This window comes from Streptomyces sp. NBC_00887 (assembly GCF_045207585.1).
In genome coordinates, this window is record NZ_CP108788.1 from 4088163 (window position 1) to 4104902 (window position 16740).

The 16740-nt window shown below is 69.8% G+C and carries 14 protein-coding genes; 4 read left to right on the top strand and 10 right to left on the bottom strand.

All coding sequences use genetic code 11. The annotated features are described in order from the left end of the window. The first annotated feature begins 187 nt into the window (after positions 1 to 187). The gene (locus OG844_RS18545; protein ID WP_406391649.1) at positions 188 to 1363 is read left to right on the top strand and encodes a trypsin-like serine peptidase; all 1176 of its coding nucleotides are present in this window, start codon (positions 188 to 190) and stop codon (positions 1361 to 1363) included. A 114-nt stretch (positions 1364 to 1477) separates the two neighbouring features. Here the strand turns inward: OG844_RS18545 and hflX are convergent, their stop codons facing one another. From hflX to miaA, 6 genes are all read right to left on the bottom strand, one after another. Next, entirely contained in the window at positions 1478 to 2986 is a 1509-nt protein-coding gene (gene hflX / locus OG844_RS18550; protein WP_406391650.1) for a GTPase HflX, read from the bottom strand. 132 nt (positions 2987 to 3118) lie between these two features. Continuing rightward, positions 3119 to 4609 (bottom strand): M1 family metallopeptidase, encoded by a 1491-nt coding sequence (locus OG844_RS18555; RefSeq protein ID WP_406391651.1) that lies wholly within the window; start codon positions 4607 to 4609, stop codon positions 3119 to 3121. 177 nt (positions 4610 to 4786) lie between these two features. Beyond that, positions 4787 to 6934, bottom strand: a complete 2148-nt coding sequence (locus OG844_RS18560) for a RelA/SpoT family protein (RefSeq protein WP_406391652.1) — start codon at positions 6932 to 6934, stop codon at positions 4787 to 4789. 140 nt (positions 6935 to 7074) lie between these two features. Beyond that, positions 7075 to 7947: a diaminopimelate epimerase gene (gene dapF, locus OG844_RS18565; RefSeq protein WP_406391653.1), complete on the bottom strand. Its 873-nt coding sequence runs from the start codon at positions 7945 to 7947 to the stop codon at positions 7075 to 7077. Between the two features lie 105 nt (positions 7948 to 8052). Next, positions 8053 to 8490: a hypothetical protein gene (locus OG844_RS18570; protein WP_406396179.1), complete on the bottom strand. Its 438-nt coding sequence runs from the start codon at positions 8488 to 8490 to the stop codon at positions 8053 to 8055. Positions 8491 to 8598: 108 nt separating this feature from the next. Beyond that, entirely contained in the window at positions 8599 to 9537 is a 939-nt protein-coding gene (gene miaA / locus OG844_RS18575) for a tRNA (adenosine(37)-N6)-dimethylallyltransferase MiaA (protein ID WP_406391655.1), read from the bottom strand. A gap of 164 nt (positions 9538 to 9701) precedes the next feature. On the opposite strand from miaA, the gene OG844_RS18580 reads away from it, so the two are divergent. After that, positions 9702 to 9956: an antitoxin gene (locus OG844_RS18580; protein WP_406391656.1), complete on the top strand. Its 255-nt coding sequence runs from the start codon at positions 9702 to 9704 to the stop codon at positions 9954 to 9956. Positions 9957 to 10038: 82 nt separating this feature from the next. On the opposite strand, the gene OG844_RS18585 is transcribed toward OG844_RS18580, so the two are convergent. Together OG844_RS18585 and miaB are read right to left on the bottom strand one after the other, a co-directional pair. Continuing rightward, a complete protein-coding gene (locus OG844_RS18585; RefSeq protein WP_406391658.1) occupies positions 10039 to 10758 on the bottom strand; it encodes a class III extradiol dioxygenase subunit B-like domain-containing protein in 720 nt (239 codons plus the stop codon). A 92-nt stretch (positions 10759 to 10850) separates the two neighbouring features. After that, a complete protein-coding gene (gene miaB / locus OG844_RS18590; RefSeq protein WP_406391660.1) occupies positions 10851 to 12371 on the bottom strand; it encodes a tRNA (N6-isopentenyl adenosine(37)-C2)-methylthiotransferase MiaB in 1521 nt (506 codons plus the stop codon). Positions 12372 to 12469: 98 nt separating this feature from the next. Between miaB and OG844_RS18595 the strand changes: the two genes are divergently transcribed. Next, positions 12470 to 13468, top strand: a complete 999-nt coding sequence (locus tag OG844_RS18595; RefSeq protein ID WP_406391662.1) for a TAXI family TRAP transporter solute-binding subunit — start codon at positions 12470 to 12472, stop codon at positions 13466 to 13468. Positions 13469 to 13478: 10 nt separating this feature from the next. Here OG844_RS18595 and OG844_RS18600 read toward each other — a convergent pair whose 3' ends face one another. Together OG844_RS18600 and OG844_RS18605 are read right to left on the bottom strand one after the other, a co-directional pair. Next, positions 13479 to 14873: a sensor histidine kinase gene (locus tag OG844_RS18600; RefSeq protein WP_406391664.1), complete on the bottom strand. Its 1395-nt coding sequence runs from the start codon at positions 14871 to 14873 to the stop codon at positions 13479 to 13481. Positions 14874 to 14888: 15 nt separating this feature from the next. Next, positions 14889 to 15581 (bottom strand): response regulator transcription factor, encoded by a 693-nt coding sequence (locus OG844_RS18605; RefSeq protein WP_383804029.1) that lies wholly within the window; start codon positions 15579 to 15581, stop codon positions 14889 to 14891. Positions 15582 to 15924: 343 nt separating this feature from the next. On the opposite strand from OG844_RS18605, the gene OG844_RS18610 reads away from it, so the two are divergent. Further along, positions 15925 to 16710: an amino acid ABC transporter ATP-binding protein gene (locus tag OG844_RS18610; RefSeq protein ID WP_351167801.1), complete on the top strand. Its 786-nt coding sequence runs from the start codon at positions 15925 to 15927 to the stop codon at positions 16708 to 16710. The last annotated feature ends 30 nt before the right edge of the window (positions 16711 to 16740 follow it).

Consider the following 16740-nt stretch of genomic DNA (forward strand, 5'->3'; position numbering starts at 1 on the left):
GGGCCCCGGTAGGGCAGTTGACGTACCGAGGGGCCCGTGGGGCCGGGTGGGCGTGCGGCCCCATGGCAGGGTTCAGAGGGCCGCCGCGTCATAGGGTGGGCCCGCACCACGGATGGTCAGTGGGTGCGCCGACGCACCCGCATGACGCGCTCATGGCAATTTGCACAGCATTCAGGGGGATCTTTCCATGCGACCGATACGTCCGCTCCTGGCCGCCACCGGCCTCGTCGCGGCGCTCGCACTCAGCGCCACGGCCTGCGGCCCGGGCGAGGACGACGCCGCAGCCGAAACCGCCGCCGAAACCGCCGGATCCACCGGGGGCTCCGGGTCGGGTGATACGCCCGCAGATCTGGCCGACGCCCTGAAGAAGCACGGTGTCGATCCGGAGAAGTGGAAGAAGGGCGAATGGAAGAACTGGGACGAGGACAAGTGGCTGCGTGAAGCCAAGGACTTCGTCAACCCGGTCATCGAGGGGCTGTGGAAGCCCGACCGGATGAAGACCGCCAAGGACCCGGCAAGGACCATGTCGGCCGGCGACCTCTCCGGTGACCAGGGGGTGAGCGACCCGGAGCCTGCCCCGGTACGGGCCGAACCCGAGAAGCTGCCCTATCACAAGCACGCTGCCCCGGTCGGCAAGGTCTTCTTCGACTCCCCCGAGGGCTCCATGGTGTGTTCGGGCACCGTGGTGAAGGACCCGGAGAACCCGGGCAGGTCCAACCTCGTCTGGACCGCTGGACATTGCGTCCATGCCGGCTCGGAGGGCGGCTGGTACCGCAACATCGTCTTCGTCCCCTCGTACAACGACCAGGGCAAGTCCGCCGCCGCGCTGGAGAGCGCACAACCTCAGGAGATCGCTCCGTACGGTACGTACTGGGCGGACTGGGCCGCGTCCTCCGGCGAGTGGATCGCCGACGGTGGCCACACGGGCGGCGCGGGAGCCCCGTACGACTACGCGGTGCTCCACGTGAAGCCGGAGAAGGGCACGAAGTCGCTCGAGGAGACCGTGGGCAACGCCCTCGCCGTCGACTTCGACGCCCCTGAGATCCAGCAGATCAGCGGCATGGGCGCCTGGGGCTACCCGGCGGGTCCGCCGTACGACGGACTGCTCATGCACAAGTGCGTTGACCGCCCCGGCCGCCTCTCGGTCAGTCCCGGGACGCCGGCGATGTACCGCATCGGCTGCTCGATGACCGGCGGCTCCTCCGGTGGCGGCTGGTTCGTCGCAGGTCCCGACGGGAAGTCCGTCCTGGTCTCCAACACCTCCATCGGCCCGGTCACGGCGGGCTGGCTGGCAGGTCCTCAGCTCGGTGAGGGCGCCCGGGGCATCTTCACCATGATGAGCGAGAAGTTCGCGGGCCGGTAGTCGGCCGGAGCCCTCACGCACCACGCCGAAGGCCCGGACCCCCTGAGGGAGGGTCCGGGCCTTCGGTCTGCGCCTGCCCCGGGACCATGTCCCGGGAAGCAGATCAGGGCTGCGTCAGCCGGTCACCGGCACGAACATCGCGAGTTCCGCTCCGAGCTCCTCGTGCACCCGCGCCTTGAGCAGCGTGCCCTCCGCGGTGTGCTCCTCGGAGATCACCTCACCCTCGGCATGGACCCGGGAGACGAGTCCGCCCTGGATGTAGGGCACGAGTGCCTCGATCTCGACGGACGGGTGCGGCAGCTCGACATCGATCAGAGCGAGCAGCTCGTCGATGCCGGCACCCGTACGGGCCGACACGGCGATCGCGTGCTTCTCCGTGCGCAGCAGCCGCTGGAGCACGAGCGGGTCCGCCGCGTCCGCCTTGTTGATCACGACGACCTCGCGCACGTTGACCGCGCCGACCTCCCGGATCACCTCGCGCACGGCGGCGAGCTGCTCCTCAGGCACCGGGTGGGAGCCGTCCACCACATGCAGGATCAGGTCGGATTCGCCGACCTCCTCCATGGTGGAGCGGAACGCCTCGACGAGGTGGTGCGGAAGGTGACGCACGAAGCCGACGGTGTCGGCCAGGGTGTAGATCCGGCCGCTGGGGGTCTCCGCCCGGCGCACGGTCGGGTCCAGGGTGGCGAACAGCGAGTTCTCCACGAGGACACCCGCACCGGTGAGACGGTTGAGCAGCGAGGACTTTCCGGCGTTGGTGTATCCGGCGATCGCGACCGACGGCACCTTGTTGCGCTTGCGCTCCTGGCGCTTGATCTCGCGGCCGGTCTTCATCTCCGCGATCTCACGGCGCATCTTCGCCATCTTCTCGCGGATACGACGCCGGTCCGTCTCGATCTTGGTCTCACCGGGACCACGGGTCGCCATGCCCCCGCCGCCGCTGGATCCGCCGCCGCCCATCTGCCGGGAGAGCGACTGCCCCCAACCGCGCAGTCGCGGCAGCATGTACTGCATCTGTGCCAGCGACACCTGCGCCTTACCCTCTCGGGACTTGGCGTGCTGGGCGAAGATATCGAGGATCAGGGCGGTCCTGTCGACCACCTTGACCTTGACGACGTCTTCCAGGTGGATCAGCTGGCCCGGGCTGAGCTCACCGTCACAGACGACGGTGTCGGCCCCGGATTCGAGAACGATGTCGCGCAGTTCCAGCGCCTTGCCCGAGCCGATGTAGGTGGCCGGGTCGGGCTTGTCGCGCCGCTGGAAGACCGCGTCGAGCACCTGGGCGCCGGCCGTCTCTGCCAGTGCCGCAAGCTCCGCGAGCGAAATCTCCGCGTCGTGCACCGTCCCCGAGGTCCAGACACCGACCAGCACGACGCGCTCGAGGCGCAGCTGCCGGTACTCGACCTCGGTGACGTCCTCGAGCTCGGTGGAGAGCCCTGCCACGCGACGCAGTGCCGCGCGCTCGGAGCGGTCGAGCTGATCGCCGTCCCGCTCTCCGTCGATTTCGTGGCTCCAGGCGACGTCCTCTTCCATCAGGGCGTCGGCCCGAAGGCTCTCGGAGTTGCTTTCCGTGGCGCTCTGCGCATCCTGCGCGTCCTGGGGAAGGGAAGAAGAGGAGGTCATTGGATCCTTACGTCGATAGAAGTCCGATACGTCAGTCACAACGCGTGACCCTGCCGGAAGATTCCCGTGGGTGGATTCCCCGGCCGGCCGCGGTGCCGACGCCCTGATAGTGGCATGTCCCCTCTGTATGCGTCACTCGGGTTTCGCTGTGCGTGCCGACCCCTGCGGGCCCGCCGCTTCCTGCGGCTTCGCGCTGCGCCAGTCCGGGTGCCCCGGCATCGGAGGAGTCCTCTCCCCGTACAGCCAGCCGTCGAAGAACGCGGTCAGGTCCCGCCCCGTGACCCTCGATGCCAGCGTCGTGAAGTGCGCGGTGCTCGCCGACTCGTCCCGGTACTTGCGCACCCAGGTCCGCTCCAGCCGGTCGAAGGCCTCCTCGCCGATCTCCTGGCGCAGGGCGTACAGGACGAGCGCGCTGCCGTCGTACACCACGGGCCTGAATAGACTGATCTTGTTCTCCGGGGACGGAGCATCGGGGTGCGCGGGCGGGCCGCCGGCGGCCCGCCACGTGTCGGACCGGGTGTACGCCTCGCGCATCCGCCGTTCCATGGGCTTCTGGGCGTGCTCCTGCGCGTAGAGGGCCTCGTACCAGGTGGCGTGGCCTTCGTTGAGCCACAGATCGGACCATGCCTGGGGGGAGACGCTGTTGCCGAACCACTGGTGGGCCAGCTCGTGCACCATGATCGATTCGACGTACCACTCGGGGTACCCGGACGCGGTGAACAGGGACCGCTCGAAGAGCGACAGCGTCTGGGTCTCCAGTTCGAAGCCGGTCTCCACGTCCGCCACGAGCAGCCCGTACGTCTCGAACGGATAGGGGCCGACCTGTGCCTCCATCCAGGCCACCTGCCCCGGGGTCTTCCGCAGCCACGGCTCCAGCTTCCCCCGGGCAGCCGCCGGGACGACGTCACGCACGGGCAGCCCGTCCGGGCCGTTCCGCCGCAGGACGGCCGAACGGCCGATGGAGACCTGCGCCAGCTCGGTGGCCATCGGGTGCTCCGTGCGGTACGTCCAGGTCGTATCGGTTCCGTGTCGTCGCGTTCCGGCGGGCAGCCCGCCCGCCACGACCGTGAGGTCCTTCGGGGCGGTGACCCGGAAGGTGAAGTACGCCTTGTCCGACGGATGGTCGTTGCCCGGGAAGACCCGGTGCGCCGCGTCGGCCTGATTGGCCATGGCCAGGCCGTCCGCCGTGCGGACCCATCCGCCGCCGTTGCCTTCCCCGGACGGATCGCTCGTGTGCCGGACGGTGATGTTCACGGGGACGCCGGCCGGCAGCCGGGCGGGGGCCCGGACGATCAGGTCCTCGTCCTTGAGTGTGAACTCGGACCGCAGCCCGTCGACCTCCACGGCGCGGACGTCGCCACGGGCGAAGTCGAGATTGATCTGTTCCAGTGGCGCGGTGGTCCGCGCCCCGATCCTGGTGACGGCATCGAGCGGCTTGCTGTTGCTGCCGTGGTAGGTGAGCGAGATGTCGTACGCGAGGACGTCGTACCCGGGGTTTCCGAGCTGGGGGAACAGGCGGTCGCCGATGCCGAGCGGCACTGGCGTGGGCGCGGTCGCGGCGACAAGGGTGGCCGAAGCGGTGACCAGCAGAGCGGCCCGCAGTCGACGGGAGATGAGCGGCATGGACTACGGCTACCAGCGGGAACGCCCTGCGCGGGGCTGCCGCGCGCCGCGCCACCCGAACGGGTTTCGTGGAGGGATCCTCACGGCTGGACGCACGGGCGTCCGACGTGGCCCGATGAAGGCGCCGACGCGTCAGGACGTGGCGTGGCGGGAAGAAGGGCCGTGGCGGGCAGCGGGTCAGGCCGTGGCGGCGGGCTGCTGGGCCCGGCTCACGTCGTACACACCCGGTACGTCGCGCATCGCCCGCATCAGCCCGGGCAGCCCTGCCGCGTCCGGGAGTTGCAGAGTGTAGGTGTGCCGGACGCGCTGTTCGCTGGGCGGCTCGACGGTCGCTGCCACGATGGCCGCGTCCGCGGTCGCGATGGCCTCGGTGAGATCGGCGAGGAGTCGGGGGCGTCCGAAGGATTCGGCGACGAGGGTGACCCGGTAGTCGGCCGCGTCGCACCAGCCACCCGTGTCGTTCCAGCGGGCCCCGACAGCCGCCCGGCCGAGCGAGCACATCCGGGCCACCGCCGCACATTCACGCCGGTGCACGGTGACGGCTCCTCCGCGCACCGTGAATCCGATGATGTCGTCGGGGGGAACAGGGGTGCAGCAGCCCGCGAGACGGACCGGGGCGCCCGGGCCGTCGACGGCGACGCTCGCGGCGCGGCCTCCCGCCTTGCCGCGGCCGTGCCCCTGGTCGTCGGCGGGCTGGGCCTGCGGCCTCGGGGAGGCCGGGTGGCTTCCGTGAGGTCCCTGCGCGTCGCCGGGGTTGGCCTCGAGCCAGCCGGTGATCGCGATCCGTGCCCCGGGGGTACGGGCATGGTCGAGCCACTCGGGGGAGGGGCCTGAGGAGGCGTCCTGGGCCAGCAGGAGCTGCACCGTGTCGCCGTCGTTCAGAACGGTGCTGAGCGTGGCCAGGCGGCCGTTGACGCGGGCGCCGATGCAGCCGTGCGCCTCTTCGCCGTACTGCGCGTACGCGGCGTCGACACAGCTGGCCCCGGCGGGCAGGCCGAGCGTCCCGCCGTCCGTGCCGAAGACCGCGATCTCCCGGTCCTGGGCGAGATCGGCCCGCAGGGTCGTCCAGAACGTGTCGGGGTCCGTGGCGGACTCCTGCCAGTCCAGGAGCCGGGAGAGCCAGCCCGGCCTGGTCGGGTCGGCGCGCTCGCCGTCGGCGGGTTCGGCCTGCAGCGCGACGGTGGCGTTGTCGGGGGTGTACGGGTTGCCGAGCGCGACGACTCCCGCCTCCGCCACCTTGTGCATCTGGTGCGTCCGGATGAGAACTTCGGCGACCGCGCCCTCGGGGCCCACGACAGCGGTGTGCAGGGACTGGTAGAGGTTGAACTTGGGGGCCGCGATGAAGTCCTTGAACTCGGAGATCACCGGGGTGAAACAGGTGTGCAGTTCACCGAGGACGGCGTAGCAGTCGGCGTCCTCGCCGACCAGCACCAGCAGCCGTCCGAAGTCGGTGCCGCGCAGCTCACCCCGTTTGATCCTGACCCGGTGCACCGAGACGAAGTGACGCGGTCTGATGAGGACTTCGGCGGTGATGCCGGCGTCCCTCAGCGTGGATCTGACGCTTTCCGCGATCTCCGCGAGCGGGTCCTCCGCGTTCTCCGACGCGGTGATCAGGGCCCGGGTGTTCTCGTACTCCTCGGGATGGAGGATCGCGAAGACGAGGTCCTCGAGCTCGGTCTTGAGTGCCTGCACGCCGAGCCGTTCGGCGAGCGGAATGAGCACGTCGCGGGTGACCTTGGCGATCCGTTCCTGCTTCTCGGGACGCATGACGCCGAGGGTCCGCATGTTGTGCAGCCGGTCCGCCAGCTTGATCGACATGACCCGGACGTCGTTTCCGGTGGCGACGAGCATCTTGCGGAAGGTCTCGGGTTCGGCTGCCGCGCCGTAGTCGACCTTCTCCAGCTTGGTGACTCCGTCGACCAGGTAGCAGACCTCGTCGCCGAACTCCTCCCGGACCTGATCGAGGGTCACCTCGGTGTCCTCCACGGTGTCGTGGAGGAGGGAGGCGGTCAGGGTCGTCGTCTCGGCGCCGAGTTCGGCGAGGATCAGGGTCACGGCCAGCGGATGCGTGATGTACGGCTCGCCGCTCTTGCGCATCTGACCGCGGTGGGACGACTCCGCGAGCACGTAGGCCCGACGGAGGTTATTGAGGTCCGCGTCCGGGTAGTGGGCACGGTGGGTCTCCGCAACGTGTCCGATGGCGTCCGGCAGCCGGCCGCGGGAGGCAGGCCCGAGCAGGGCAACACGGCCGAGCCTGCGCAGATCGATCCGCGGACGACTGCGCTTGCGTAGGGGAGCACCTGGATTGGTGGCCTCTGCGCTCATGGGGCACCTCCGGCAACGTCGACCGGCGGTGAGGAGATGCGGATGCGCCTCCGGGCCGGTGCTTGATGCTACCGACCCCACCACGCGGCGCAGTCCAGCTCTTGCTCAGCGTGAAACGGATCACCCATTCGAGCGAGGCTCTACCCGGTCACCGTTTCGAGCCAGGCCGGGTCGATCAAACCTTCGGCGACGATCACGGCGGGCCCGGTCATGTCGACGCCGCCGTCCGGATGCTCGGTGATCACCAGTGTGCCGCCGGGGAGATCCACCGTGTACGTGGCGGGGGTACCGGTCTCCGCCGGGTCCACACCGTCCCTGCGGGCGGCAGCGACGGCGACGGCGCAGGCGCCCGTACCGCAGGAGCGGGTCTCTCCCGAGCCGCGTTCGTGGACGCGCATCGCGACGTGGCGCGGGCCGCGGTCCACGACGAACTCGATGTTGACGCCGTCCGGGTAGACGGAGGCGGGGCTGAACGGCGGCACCGAGCGCAGTTCCCCCGCGTGTGCCAGGTCGTCGACGAAGGCGACGGCGTGCGGATTGCCCATGTTCACGTTGCGGGCGGCCCAGCTGCGGCCGTTCACCGAGACCGTGACGACGTCCTCGGGGAGCACGGCGCGTCCCATGGAGACCGTGACGTCGCCGTCCTTGGCGATGTGCACCTTCTTGACCCCGCCCCGGGTCGCGACGGCCAGATCGCCCTCGGCGACGAGTCCGGCGCGCTGCAGATAGCTGGCGAAGACGCGCACGCCGTTGCCGCACATCTCGGCGATCGAGCCGTCGGAGTTGCGGTAGTCCATGAACCACTCGGCCCGGTCGGCCATGCCTCGCGCCTCGGGGTGCGCGGCGGACCGCACGACGTGCAGCAGACCGTCGCCGCCGATGCCCGCCCGGCGGTCGCAGAGCCGGGCGACGACGGGGGCCGGCAGGTCGACGGCGTTGTCGGGGTCGGGAACGATGACGAAGTCGTTCTCCGTGCCGTGGCCCTTGAGGAAGGGCATCTGCGATGTGCTCACGAAGCAACTGTACGAGGCCTCGCCGACAGTCCGCAGAGCCGGGGGCGGCCGAGCCGGATCCGGCAGGCCGGGCCCTGTTCCCTCGGCGGGTCCTGGGCCGCTCGGTCAGCGGAGCCGCGCCACGCGCCAGACGGCCAGGGCGACGATTCCGGCGCACACGGCGACGTACAGGCCGATCACCCGCCAGTCGGGGCGCTCGCTCGATCCTCTGGACGGCAGACCGGGCCATGTATGGCCGACCCGGCGGGCCGCCATCATGCCCCAGCCCGCGGCGCAGCAGCTGATGAGCAGTCCCAGCATGGCCACGACCGCGCCACCGTCGCCGAACTCGAAGGCGAGCGGGAAGGCGAACATCAGGGAGCCGAGCGCGGCAAGAATGACGATCGGTGCGAGCTGCCAGATCCGCATGCGGCGGGCGGGGCGCAGCTCGACTTCGACCTCGGGGGTCACGTCGTGCTCGTCCGGCCCGTCAGGGCTCAGTCGTCCTGCCTCGTGCTGCGTATCCGGTGCGTCCTGGTCTGTATCGCGAGGGCCGGCCTCCATCGCCACGCGCCCTCCCATACTCGGACTCCACTGGTCTATCGATGCTCGATGATGGCACGGCCCCGGGCACCGAAATGACGCGCTGAGCGTCCCGATGCAATCACGTGATCAGGCTGTAACCGCTCGTTCGACCAACGCCAGCGCCCGGTGCGGGAGTTCCCGGCGCCGTTCCTCGGCACCGCTCAGCCAGTGGACTCGCGGGTCGCGCCTGAACCATGAGTCCTGGCGGCGCGCGAAGCGTTTGGTGGCGCGTACCGTTTCGGCGCGCGCCTCCTCCTCGGTGCATTCACCCGCAAGCACCCCGAGCACCTGCTGATAGCCCAGCGCGCGGGAGGCGGTGCGCCCCTCGCGCAGCCCCAGAGCCTCCAGGGAGCGCACCTCGTCGACGAGGCCGGCCTCCCACATCCGGTCCACCCTGGCGCTGATCCTCGCGTCCAGTTCCGGGCGCTCGACGTCCACACCGATCTGGAGTGCGTCATAGACCGCCTCGTCCCCGGGGAGGTTGGCCGTGAAGGGTTTGCCCGTGATCTCGATGACCTCCAGGGCGCGGACGATGCGGCGTCCGTTACTGGGCAGAATGGCCCGGGCGGCGTCAGGGTCCGCTGCGGCGAGCCGGGTGTGCAGCGCGCCGGAGCCGTGCTCCGTCAGTTCCTGTTCGAGCCGCCCGCGCACCTCGGGATCCGTACCGGGGAATTCCAGGGCGTCGATCGCGCCCTTCACGTAGAGGCCGGAACCGCCCACCAGGACGGGCGTGCGCCCTTCGGCGAGCAGCCGGTCGATCTCCGCACGGGCGAGCCGCTGGTACTCGGCGACACTCGCGGCCTCGGTGACGTCCCAGATGTCCAGCAGATGGTGGGGAATGTCACCGCGCTCGGGGACCGTCAGCTTCGCTGTGCCGATGTCCATCCCGCGGTAGAGCTGCATGGAGTCGGCATTGACCACTTCACCACCGAGCTGCTGGGCGAGGAACACACCCAGATCGGACTTTCCGGCTGCGGTGGGACCGACGACGGTGATGACGCGGGGAACGGGAGCTGATCTTCTCACCGCGACAGTGTCCCAAACCCTGGGAGGCTTCCCGGACAAGTCCGTTTCACACACCGGATCCGGACTCCTTGCCCGGCCGGCTCAACCGGACACTGTGCGTAACGCACTTTCCGCCCCCCCACGAGTAAAATGTGACGACAGTCCCCCAGCACGGAAGGTGACCCATGAGTTTCCTGGACAACCTGAAGGCCAAGCTGGCCCCCGCCAGGGAAAAGGTCGGTGACCTCGCGCACCAACACGGGGGCAGGATCGACCAGGGCCTCGACAAGGCCGCTCGAACGGTCGACCAGAAGACCAAGGGCAAGTACAGCGACAAGATCGTGTCCGGCACGCAGAAGGCCAAGGACGCGGTCGACCGCCTGGGTCACAGGAACGAGGGCGGTACGCCTCCGGCACCGCCCGCACCCCCCGCTTCCTGACCCAGGAGTGAACAGCGAGGCCCGTGGCGCGCGCGTCCCACGGGCCTCAGGCGTGTCGGCCGTTCCTCACTCTTCCTGCTGATCACGACCAGGCGGCAACGGCATAACCCACGCCGTAGGGAGCCTCCTCGTACAGCAGCTGCCCGCCGAGCCCTGCCCCCTGGGCGGCGCCGGCGAGCACCTGCCACGGCGCCCGGCCCGCCGCCTTCAGTTCGTACGCGAGCGACTCGTCCAGCGAGCCCAGCGCGGTGAGGTCCGCGGCACCCAGCGCGCGGGCCACGACGGTGTCGAAGTCGATCGCGCGCTCGTCCAGGTAGCCGGGGGCCTTGACCGTGCGGCAGGCGCTGCCGTCGCCCATCACCAGCAGGGCCACCCTGTCCGCCCTGCCGGCCAGGTCCCGTCCGGCATCGACGCAGCGGTCGGCGGCCAGCCGCTCCCCCACCCCGAGCGCTTCGACGGGTGCGCCGGCCCACCGGGCGCGAGCCAGCAGCCAGGCGCCGACGGCGAGGGATTCCGGGAGCGGGCGCTCGGGAGCCGGTGCCCCCGGGGGTACGTCCCCCAGCCGCACGCCGAGGTCGACGCCGAACCCGGCGAAGGAACCGGGCGAGCCTGCGGGAAACGGCCCACGCGCTTCAGGCCCTGCGGGCCCGACCACGATCAGCAGATCCGGCCGCGCGGCGGCCAGTACTCCCAGCGCGTCGACGCACGCGGCCCTCGCGGTGTCGAGCTCGGGCGCGGCTCCGGCGGATACTTCGGGAACCAGGAGCGGCGGACAGGGACAGACGGCGGCGGCGACAAGCATGCCGGTCAGCGTACTGCTGCCGCCCCGGGCGCGATCCTGCGCGGCCACCCCGGAGCGGCCACTACGTGATCCCCCGGGTCGGCCTCCGGCCGTCAGTCCCGGGCGCACCCCGGGGCCGCGGCGGCGGGCAGCGGAGCCGGAGCACCGATGCCGGGCAGGCCCAGCATCACTCCGGCGGGCTGCGCGGCAGCCGCACCGGCCCGCTTGTCCCAGGCGTCTCCCGACCGGGTACGCCGTACGCCCAGGGGAGCGCCCTCGGCGAGGAGGTGATGCGGAGCGGCATAGGAGATCTCGACGGTCACCACGTCACCGGGACGCACCTCCTGCTCCGGCTTCGTGAAGTGGACCAGGCGATTGTCCGGTGCCCGGCCGGAGAGTCGGTGCGTGGCACCGTCCTTGCGCCCCTCACCCTCGGCGACCATGACCTCCAGGGTGCGGCCGACCTGCTTCTTGTTCTCCTCCCAGGAGATCTCCTCCTGGAGGGCGGACAGGCGCATGTAGCGCTCCTGGACGACCTCCTTGGGGATCTGCCCCTCCATGTCGGCGGCCGGGGTCCCGGGCCGCTTGGAGTACTGGAAGGTGAAGGCGTTCGCGAAACGCGCCTCGCGCACCGCGTGCATCGTCTGCTCGAAGTCCTCCTCGGTCTCACCCGGGAAGCCCACGATGATGTCGGTGGAGATGGCGGCGTCCGGCATCGCGGCGCGCACCTTCTCGATGATCCCGAGGAAACGGTCCTGACGGTACGAGCGACGCATCGCCTTCAGGATCGTGTCCGAACCCGACTGCATCGGCATGTGGAGCTGCGGCATCACGTTCGGCGTCCCGGCCATCGCCGCGATCACGTCGTCGGTGAAGTCGCGCGGGTGGGGCGAGGTGAACCGCACACGCTCCAGACCGTCGATGCCGCCGCAGGCGCGCAGCAGCTTGGAGAAGGCCTCGCGGTCACCGATGTCGGAGCCGTACGCGTTCACGTTCTGGCCGAGCAGCGTGATCTCGCTGACGCCCTCGGCGACCAGCGCCTCGATCTCGGCCAGGATGTCGCCGGTGCGGCGGTCCTTCTCCTTGCCCCGAAGCGCCGGGACGATACAGAACGTGCAGGTGTTGTTGCAGCCCACGGAGATCGACACCCACGCGGCGTACGCGGATTCACGGCGGGTGGGCAGCGTGGAGGGGAACGCCTCCAGGGACTCGGCGATCTCGATCTGCGCCTCCTCCTGGATGCGCGCACGCTCCAGGAGCACCGGCAGCTTGCCGATGTTGTGCGTACCGAAGACCACGTCCACCCAGGGCGCCCGACGCACGATGGTGTCGCGGTCCTTCTGCGCGAGGCAGCCGCCGACGGCGATCTGCATCCCGGGGCGCTTCGTCTTCATCGGGGCGAGCCGGCCGAGGTTGCCGTAGAGCTTGTTGTCGGCGTTCTCACGTACCGCGCAGGTGTTGAAGACGACGACGTCGGCGTCACCGTCGGAGCCCTCCGGGGCGCGCACGTATCCGGCGTCCTCGAGCAGCCCCGACAAGCGTTCGGAGTCGTGGACGTTCATCTGGCACCCGTAAGTGCGTACCTCGTAGCTCTTCTGGACGTCCACTGCTTCGCTCCGGTTGCCGCTGCTCATGGGACAAGGGTAGGCGCTGGCGACGCCCCTCCCGCCGCCGGAGCCTCTCCCGCCGTCCGGCCTGGCCAGGACGGGGGGCCGCCTGGCAGGATCGCGCCATGCTGCACGCGCTGTCCCGATTCGGCCCACGACGCACCCTTCAGGGGGGCGCGGTCGCCGCTGTCGTTCTCGGGCTGCTGCTGTGGTGGGTGCTCCCGCTCGGGGAGCCGGAGCCGAGCGGATCGCTGACCTTCTCCACCGGCGTACGCAGCGGGGTCTACCAGCGCTACGGGCAACGGCTCGAGGGTGCGCTGGCCAAGGACATGCCCAAGGTGTCGATAGAGCTGCAGACCAGCGAGGGGTCGCAGCAGAACATCGAACGCGTCGCGATGGGGCAGGCGGACTTCACCATCGCCACCGCCGATGCCGTGACCACCTATCTGCAGAGCGGCAAACCGGGTGGAGCTCGGCTGCGCGGCTGCGTGCGGCTGTACGACGACTACGTCCAGCTGATCGTGCCCAGGGGCTCGAAGATCCAGAAGGTCGCCGATCTGCGGGGCGAGCGAGTGGGCGTGGGCCAGAAGGGATCGGGGGTGCGCCTGGTCGCCGACCGGCTGATGACGGCGGCGGGCGTCGACCCGGCCGAGGACATCACGCCGGTCCCCGCCGGTATCGACACGATGCCCGCCAGGCTCATGGACGACCGGCTGGACGCCTTCTTCTGGTCGGGAGGTCTGCCGACCGGTGCGGTGCAGGAGCTCTCGGAGCGGTTCGCCATCCGCCTGGTGCCGCTGGAGGACCCGCTGATCACCGAGCTCCAGGCAGCCGGCGGGTCCACCCGCCACTATCGCTCGGCCGTGATGCCCGCCGACGCGTACCTTCACGCGCAGCAGGGTCAGGCCGTACAGACCGTCGCGGTCGCCAATCTGCTGATCACGACCGATCGCACGGATCCGCTGATGACCGAGGCCTTCACCCGGACCGTGATCGACAGCCGGGACCGGATCGGCCGCGAGGTGCACGCGGCGCAACTGGTGGACCTGCGGACCGCGATCTACACCGATCCGCTGCCGCTGCACGAAGGCGCCAAGCGCTACTACCGCTCGGCCAAGCCCTGAACCCTCCGCATCACGCGTGCGGAAGGTTCCGGGGCACGCTGACCGTCACCCGCAGGCCGTGCGGTTCGTGCTCGTCGTAGCCGACCGTTCCGCCGCCGGCTGCGAGCAGCACCCGGGCGATCGAAAGCCCGAGGCCCGATCCCTTGATGTTCTGGTGCCGGTTGCTGCGCCAGAAGCGGTCACCGATGCGCTCCAGTTCCTGCTCGGTCAGCCCGGGCCCGCGGTCGGCGACGACCACCGTGGCGACCGCACCGTCGGAGGCGACGGTGACCCGGACCTCCTCGCCCTCCGGGGTGAACTTCAGCGCGTTGTCGACGACGGCGTCCAAGGCGCTGGAGAGCGCGATCGGGTCGGCCCAGCCGGTCACCGCGGACGCACCGTCCAGCACCAGCCGTACCCCCTTGCCCTCGGCCGACGGACGCCACGAGGCCACGCGTTCGGCGGTGAGCGCCCCGATGTCCGTGAGCTGGAGATCCGCCGCTGCGTGTTCGGCCAGGGCCAGGTCCAGCAGATCGTCCAGGACGTGGGCCAGGCGCTTGCCCTCCGTACGCACCGAGGCGATCTCCTCGTTGCCCTCGGGGAGTTCGAGCGCGAGGAGCTCGATCCGCAGCAGCAGCGCGGCCAGGGGGTTGCGCAGTTGGTGCGACGCGTCCGCGACGAAGGCGCGCTGCTGCTCCAGTACGTCCTCGACGTTGTCGGCCATCTCGTTGAACGAGCGTGCCAGGCGCCTGAGCTCGGGCGGGCCTCCGGACGCGACGACCCGGGACCTCATCCGGCCGCTGGCGATGTCGTGGGTCGCCGCGTCCAGAACCCGTACGGGCAGCAGCACCCAGCCGGTGAGCCGGAACGCGGCGCCGACCGCCACCAGCATCGCCACGGCCTCGCCGAGAGCGATCAGCAGCCAGCCGCGCAGCGTACGGGACCGCATCTCACCGGTAGGCGAGTCGGTCACGACGACAGCGACCACGTCACCGTCGCGCACCACGGGTGAAGCGACGACGATCCGGCCCTGCTGCCACGGCCACACCTGGGGCGGGTCGTGGGAACGGCGGCCGAGGAGCGCCTCCTTGAACGCTTCACGCCCCTCCCCCTCGACCGGCAGGGTCCAGGAGCCGGGCGCCTTCGCGAGGGCTCTGTCGTCCCGGTAGAAGACCCCTGCCCGGATCCCGTACACCGAGTCGTACGCCTCGAGTTCGGTCTGGAGTATCCGCTGTCGCTCGTCGTTGCCCCCCACGGGCTCGCTGACGAACTGGGCGAGTGCGGCGAAGCGTGCCGTGTCGTCGATCCGGTCGATGACGACCCGCTGCTGTTCGGCGGCGGCCACCCGCACGGCCAGCGGGAAGCCCAGCGCGAGCAGCACGGCGGCCATCAGAACGATGAGCAGGGGAAGCAGACGGGTACGCACCTGGAACGTTCGCCCCTACGCGGACGGCGGGACGAGCCGGTAGCCGACGCCCCGCACGGTCTCGATCAGTGCGGGAAGGCGCAGCTTGGAACGCAGCGACGCCACGTGCACCTCGAGGGTGCGCCCCGTCCCCTCCCAGCTGGTCCGCCACACCTCACTGATGATCTGTTCCCGGCGGAAGACCACACCCGGACGCTGGGCGAGCAGCGCGAGGAGGTCGAACTCCTTGCGCGTGAGCTGGACCTCGTGATCGTCGACGCTGACCCTGCGGGTCGGCAGCTCGATGTGCACGGGGCCGATCCGCAGAGCTGCGAGGGGGGTCTGACCGGTGTCCTCGCCGGCGGTCCTGCGCCGGGCGACCGCGTGGATCCGGGCGAGGAGCTCGCCGGTGTCGTAGGGCTTGACGACGTAGTCGTCGGCGCCGAGGTTGAGGCCGTGGATTCGTGAGCGCACATCGGCACGCGCCGTCACCATGATCACCGGGATCGCGGAACGCTTGCGGATCTTCCCGCACACCTCGTAGCCGTCCTGGTCGGGAAGGCCGAGGTCGAGGAGAACGACTCCGAAGGGCTCCTTGTCCGCGGGCAGCAGCGCCTGCAGGGCCTCCTCGCCGTTGCGGGCGTGCACGACCCGGAATCCGTGCCGCGCGAGCACGGCGGACAGGGCCGCCGCGACGTGATCGTCGTCCTCGACGAGCAGCAGTCTCATGGCCCCCCTCTCCGCTTCCCGACATTTCGGGACGATTGAAAACAATGTGTGGTGTTGCGCAGGTGTTCTGCCCCGCGAACCTTCTCGTACGGAGACGATTCACGCCATCCCGTACCAGGGCATCCACTCCGATGACGGGTAGGCCAGTCAAGACCAAGCCCGTTACCACTGGGTTTCCGTTACCCACCCGGTACTCCGACGTGCGCCTCGTGACGCCCTGTTCACACGGTGTGTCCGGTTGCGGCCGGATCGTTATGCTCAATTTCCGCTCAGATGTAATGACGCTGGTAGCACTGCGTCACTAGGGTCTTTCCCTAACCGAGGAGGACGGAGCAAAAAGCCGATGAGCGGAGTTTCAGTGACCAAGGCCGCCGAGGATGCCGCACCTGCGGGAGACGACCTTGTCGTACTGAGCAACGTCAACAAGCACTTCGGCGCGCTGCATGTGCTCCAGGACATCGACCTGACCATCGCCCGTGGCGAGGTCGTCGTCGTCATCGGGCCCTCCGGGTCCGGGAAGTCCACGCTGTGCCGCACGATCAACCGCTTGGAGACGATCGACTCGGGCGCGATCACGATCGACGGCAAGCCGCTGCCTCAGGAGGGCAAGGAGCTGGCCAGGCTGCGTGCCGACGTCGGCATGGTCTTCCAGTCGTTCAATCTCTTCGCGCACAAGACGGTGCTCGAGAACGTGATGCTGGGCCAGCTCAAGGTCCGCAAGATGGACAAGGCGGTCGCAGAGGACAAGGCACGTTCGCTGCTCGACCGGGTGGGCGTGGCAACACAGGCCGACAAGTACCCTTCGCAGCTCTCCGGCGGTCAGCAGCAACGCGTCGCCATCGCACGTGCGTTGGCGATGGACCCCAAGGTCATGCTGTTCGACGAGCCGACGTCCGCGCTCGACCCGGAAATGATCAATGAGGTGCTGGAGGTCATGCAGCAGCTCGCCCGGGACGGGATGACCATGGTCGTCGTCACCCACGAGATGGGCTTCGCCAGGTCGGCGGCCAACCGCGTCGTCTTCATGGCGGACGGGAAGATCGTCGAAGAGGCAGTACCCGACCAGTTCTTCAGCAACCCGCGCAGTGACCGGGCCAAGGACTTCCTGTCGAAGATCCTTCACCACTGATCCGGCACGACTGTTCTGCGGACCAGCTGA

Excerpts from the sequence above, each read along its gene's own strand:
- OG844_RS18570 (WP_406396179.1), bottom strand. The coding sequence starts at position 8,490 with ATGGAGGCCGGCCCTCGCGATACAGACCAGGACGCACCGGATACGCAG.
- OG844_RS18585 (WP_406391658.1), bottom strand. The coding sequence starts at position 10,758 with ATGCTTGTCGCCGCCGCCGTCTGTCCCTGTCCGCCGCTCCTGGTTCCC.
- OG844_RS18560 (WP_406391652.1), bottom strand. The coding sequence starts at position 6,934 with ATGAGCGCAGAGGCCACCAATCCAGGTGCTCCCCTACGCAAGCGCAGT.
- OG844_RS18580 (WP_406391656.1), top strand. The coding sequence starts at position 9,702 with ATGAGTTTCCTGGACAACCTGAAGGCCAAGCTGGCCCCCGCCAGGGAA.
- OG844_RS18545 (WP_406391649.1), top strand. The coding sequence starts at position 188 with ATGCGACCGATACGTCCGCTCCTGGCCGCCACCGGCCTCGTCGCGGCG.
- hflX (WP_406391650.1), bottom strand. The coding sequence starts at position 2,986 with ATGACCTCCTCTTCTTCCCTTCCCCAGGACGCGCAGGATGCGCAGAGC.
- OG844_RS18610 (WP_351167801.1), top strand. The coding sequence starts at position 15,925 with ATGAGCGGAGTTTCAGTGACCAAGGCCGCCGAGGATGCCGCACCTGCG.
- OG844_RS18605 (WP_383804029.1), bottom strand. The coding sequence starts at position 15,581 with ATGAGACTGCTGCTCGTCGAGGACGACGATCACGTCGCGGCGGCCCTG.
- OG844_RS18555 (WP_406391651.1), bottom strand. The coding sequence starts at position 4,609 with ATGCCGCTCATCTCCCGTCGACTGCGGGCCGCTCTGCTGGTCACCGCT.
- miaB (WP_406391660.1), bottom strand. The coding sequence starts at position 12,371 with ATGAGCAGCGGCAACCGGAGCGAAGCAGTGGACGTCCAGAAGAGCTAC.
- OG844_RS18595 (WP_406391662.1), top strand. The coding sequence starts at position 12,470 with ATGCTGCACGCGCTGTCCCGATTCGGCCCACGACGCACCCTTCAGGGG.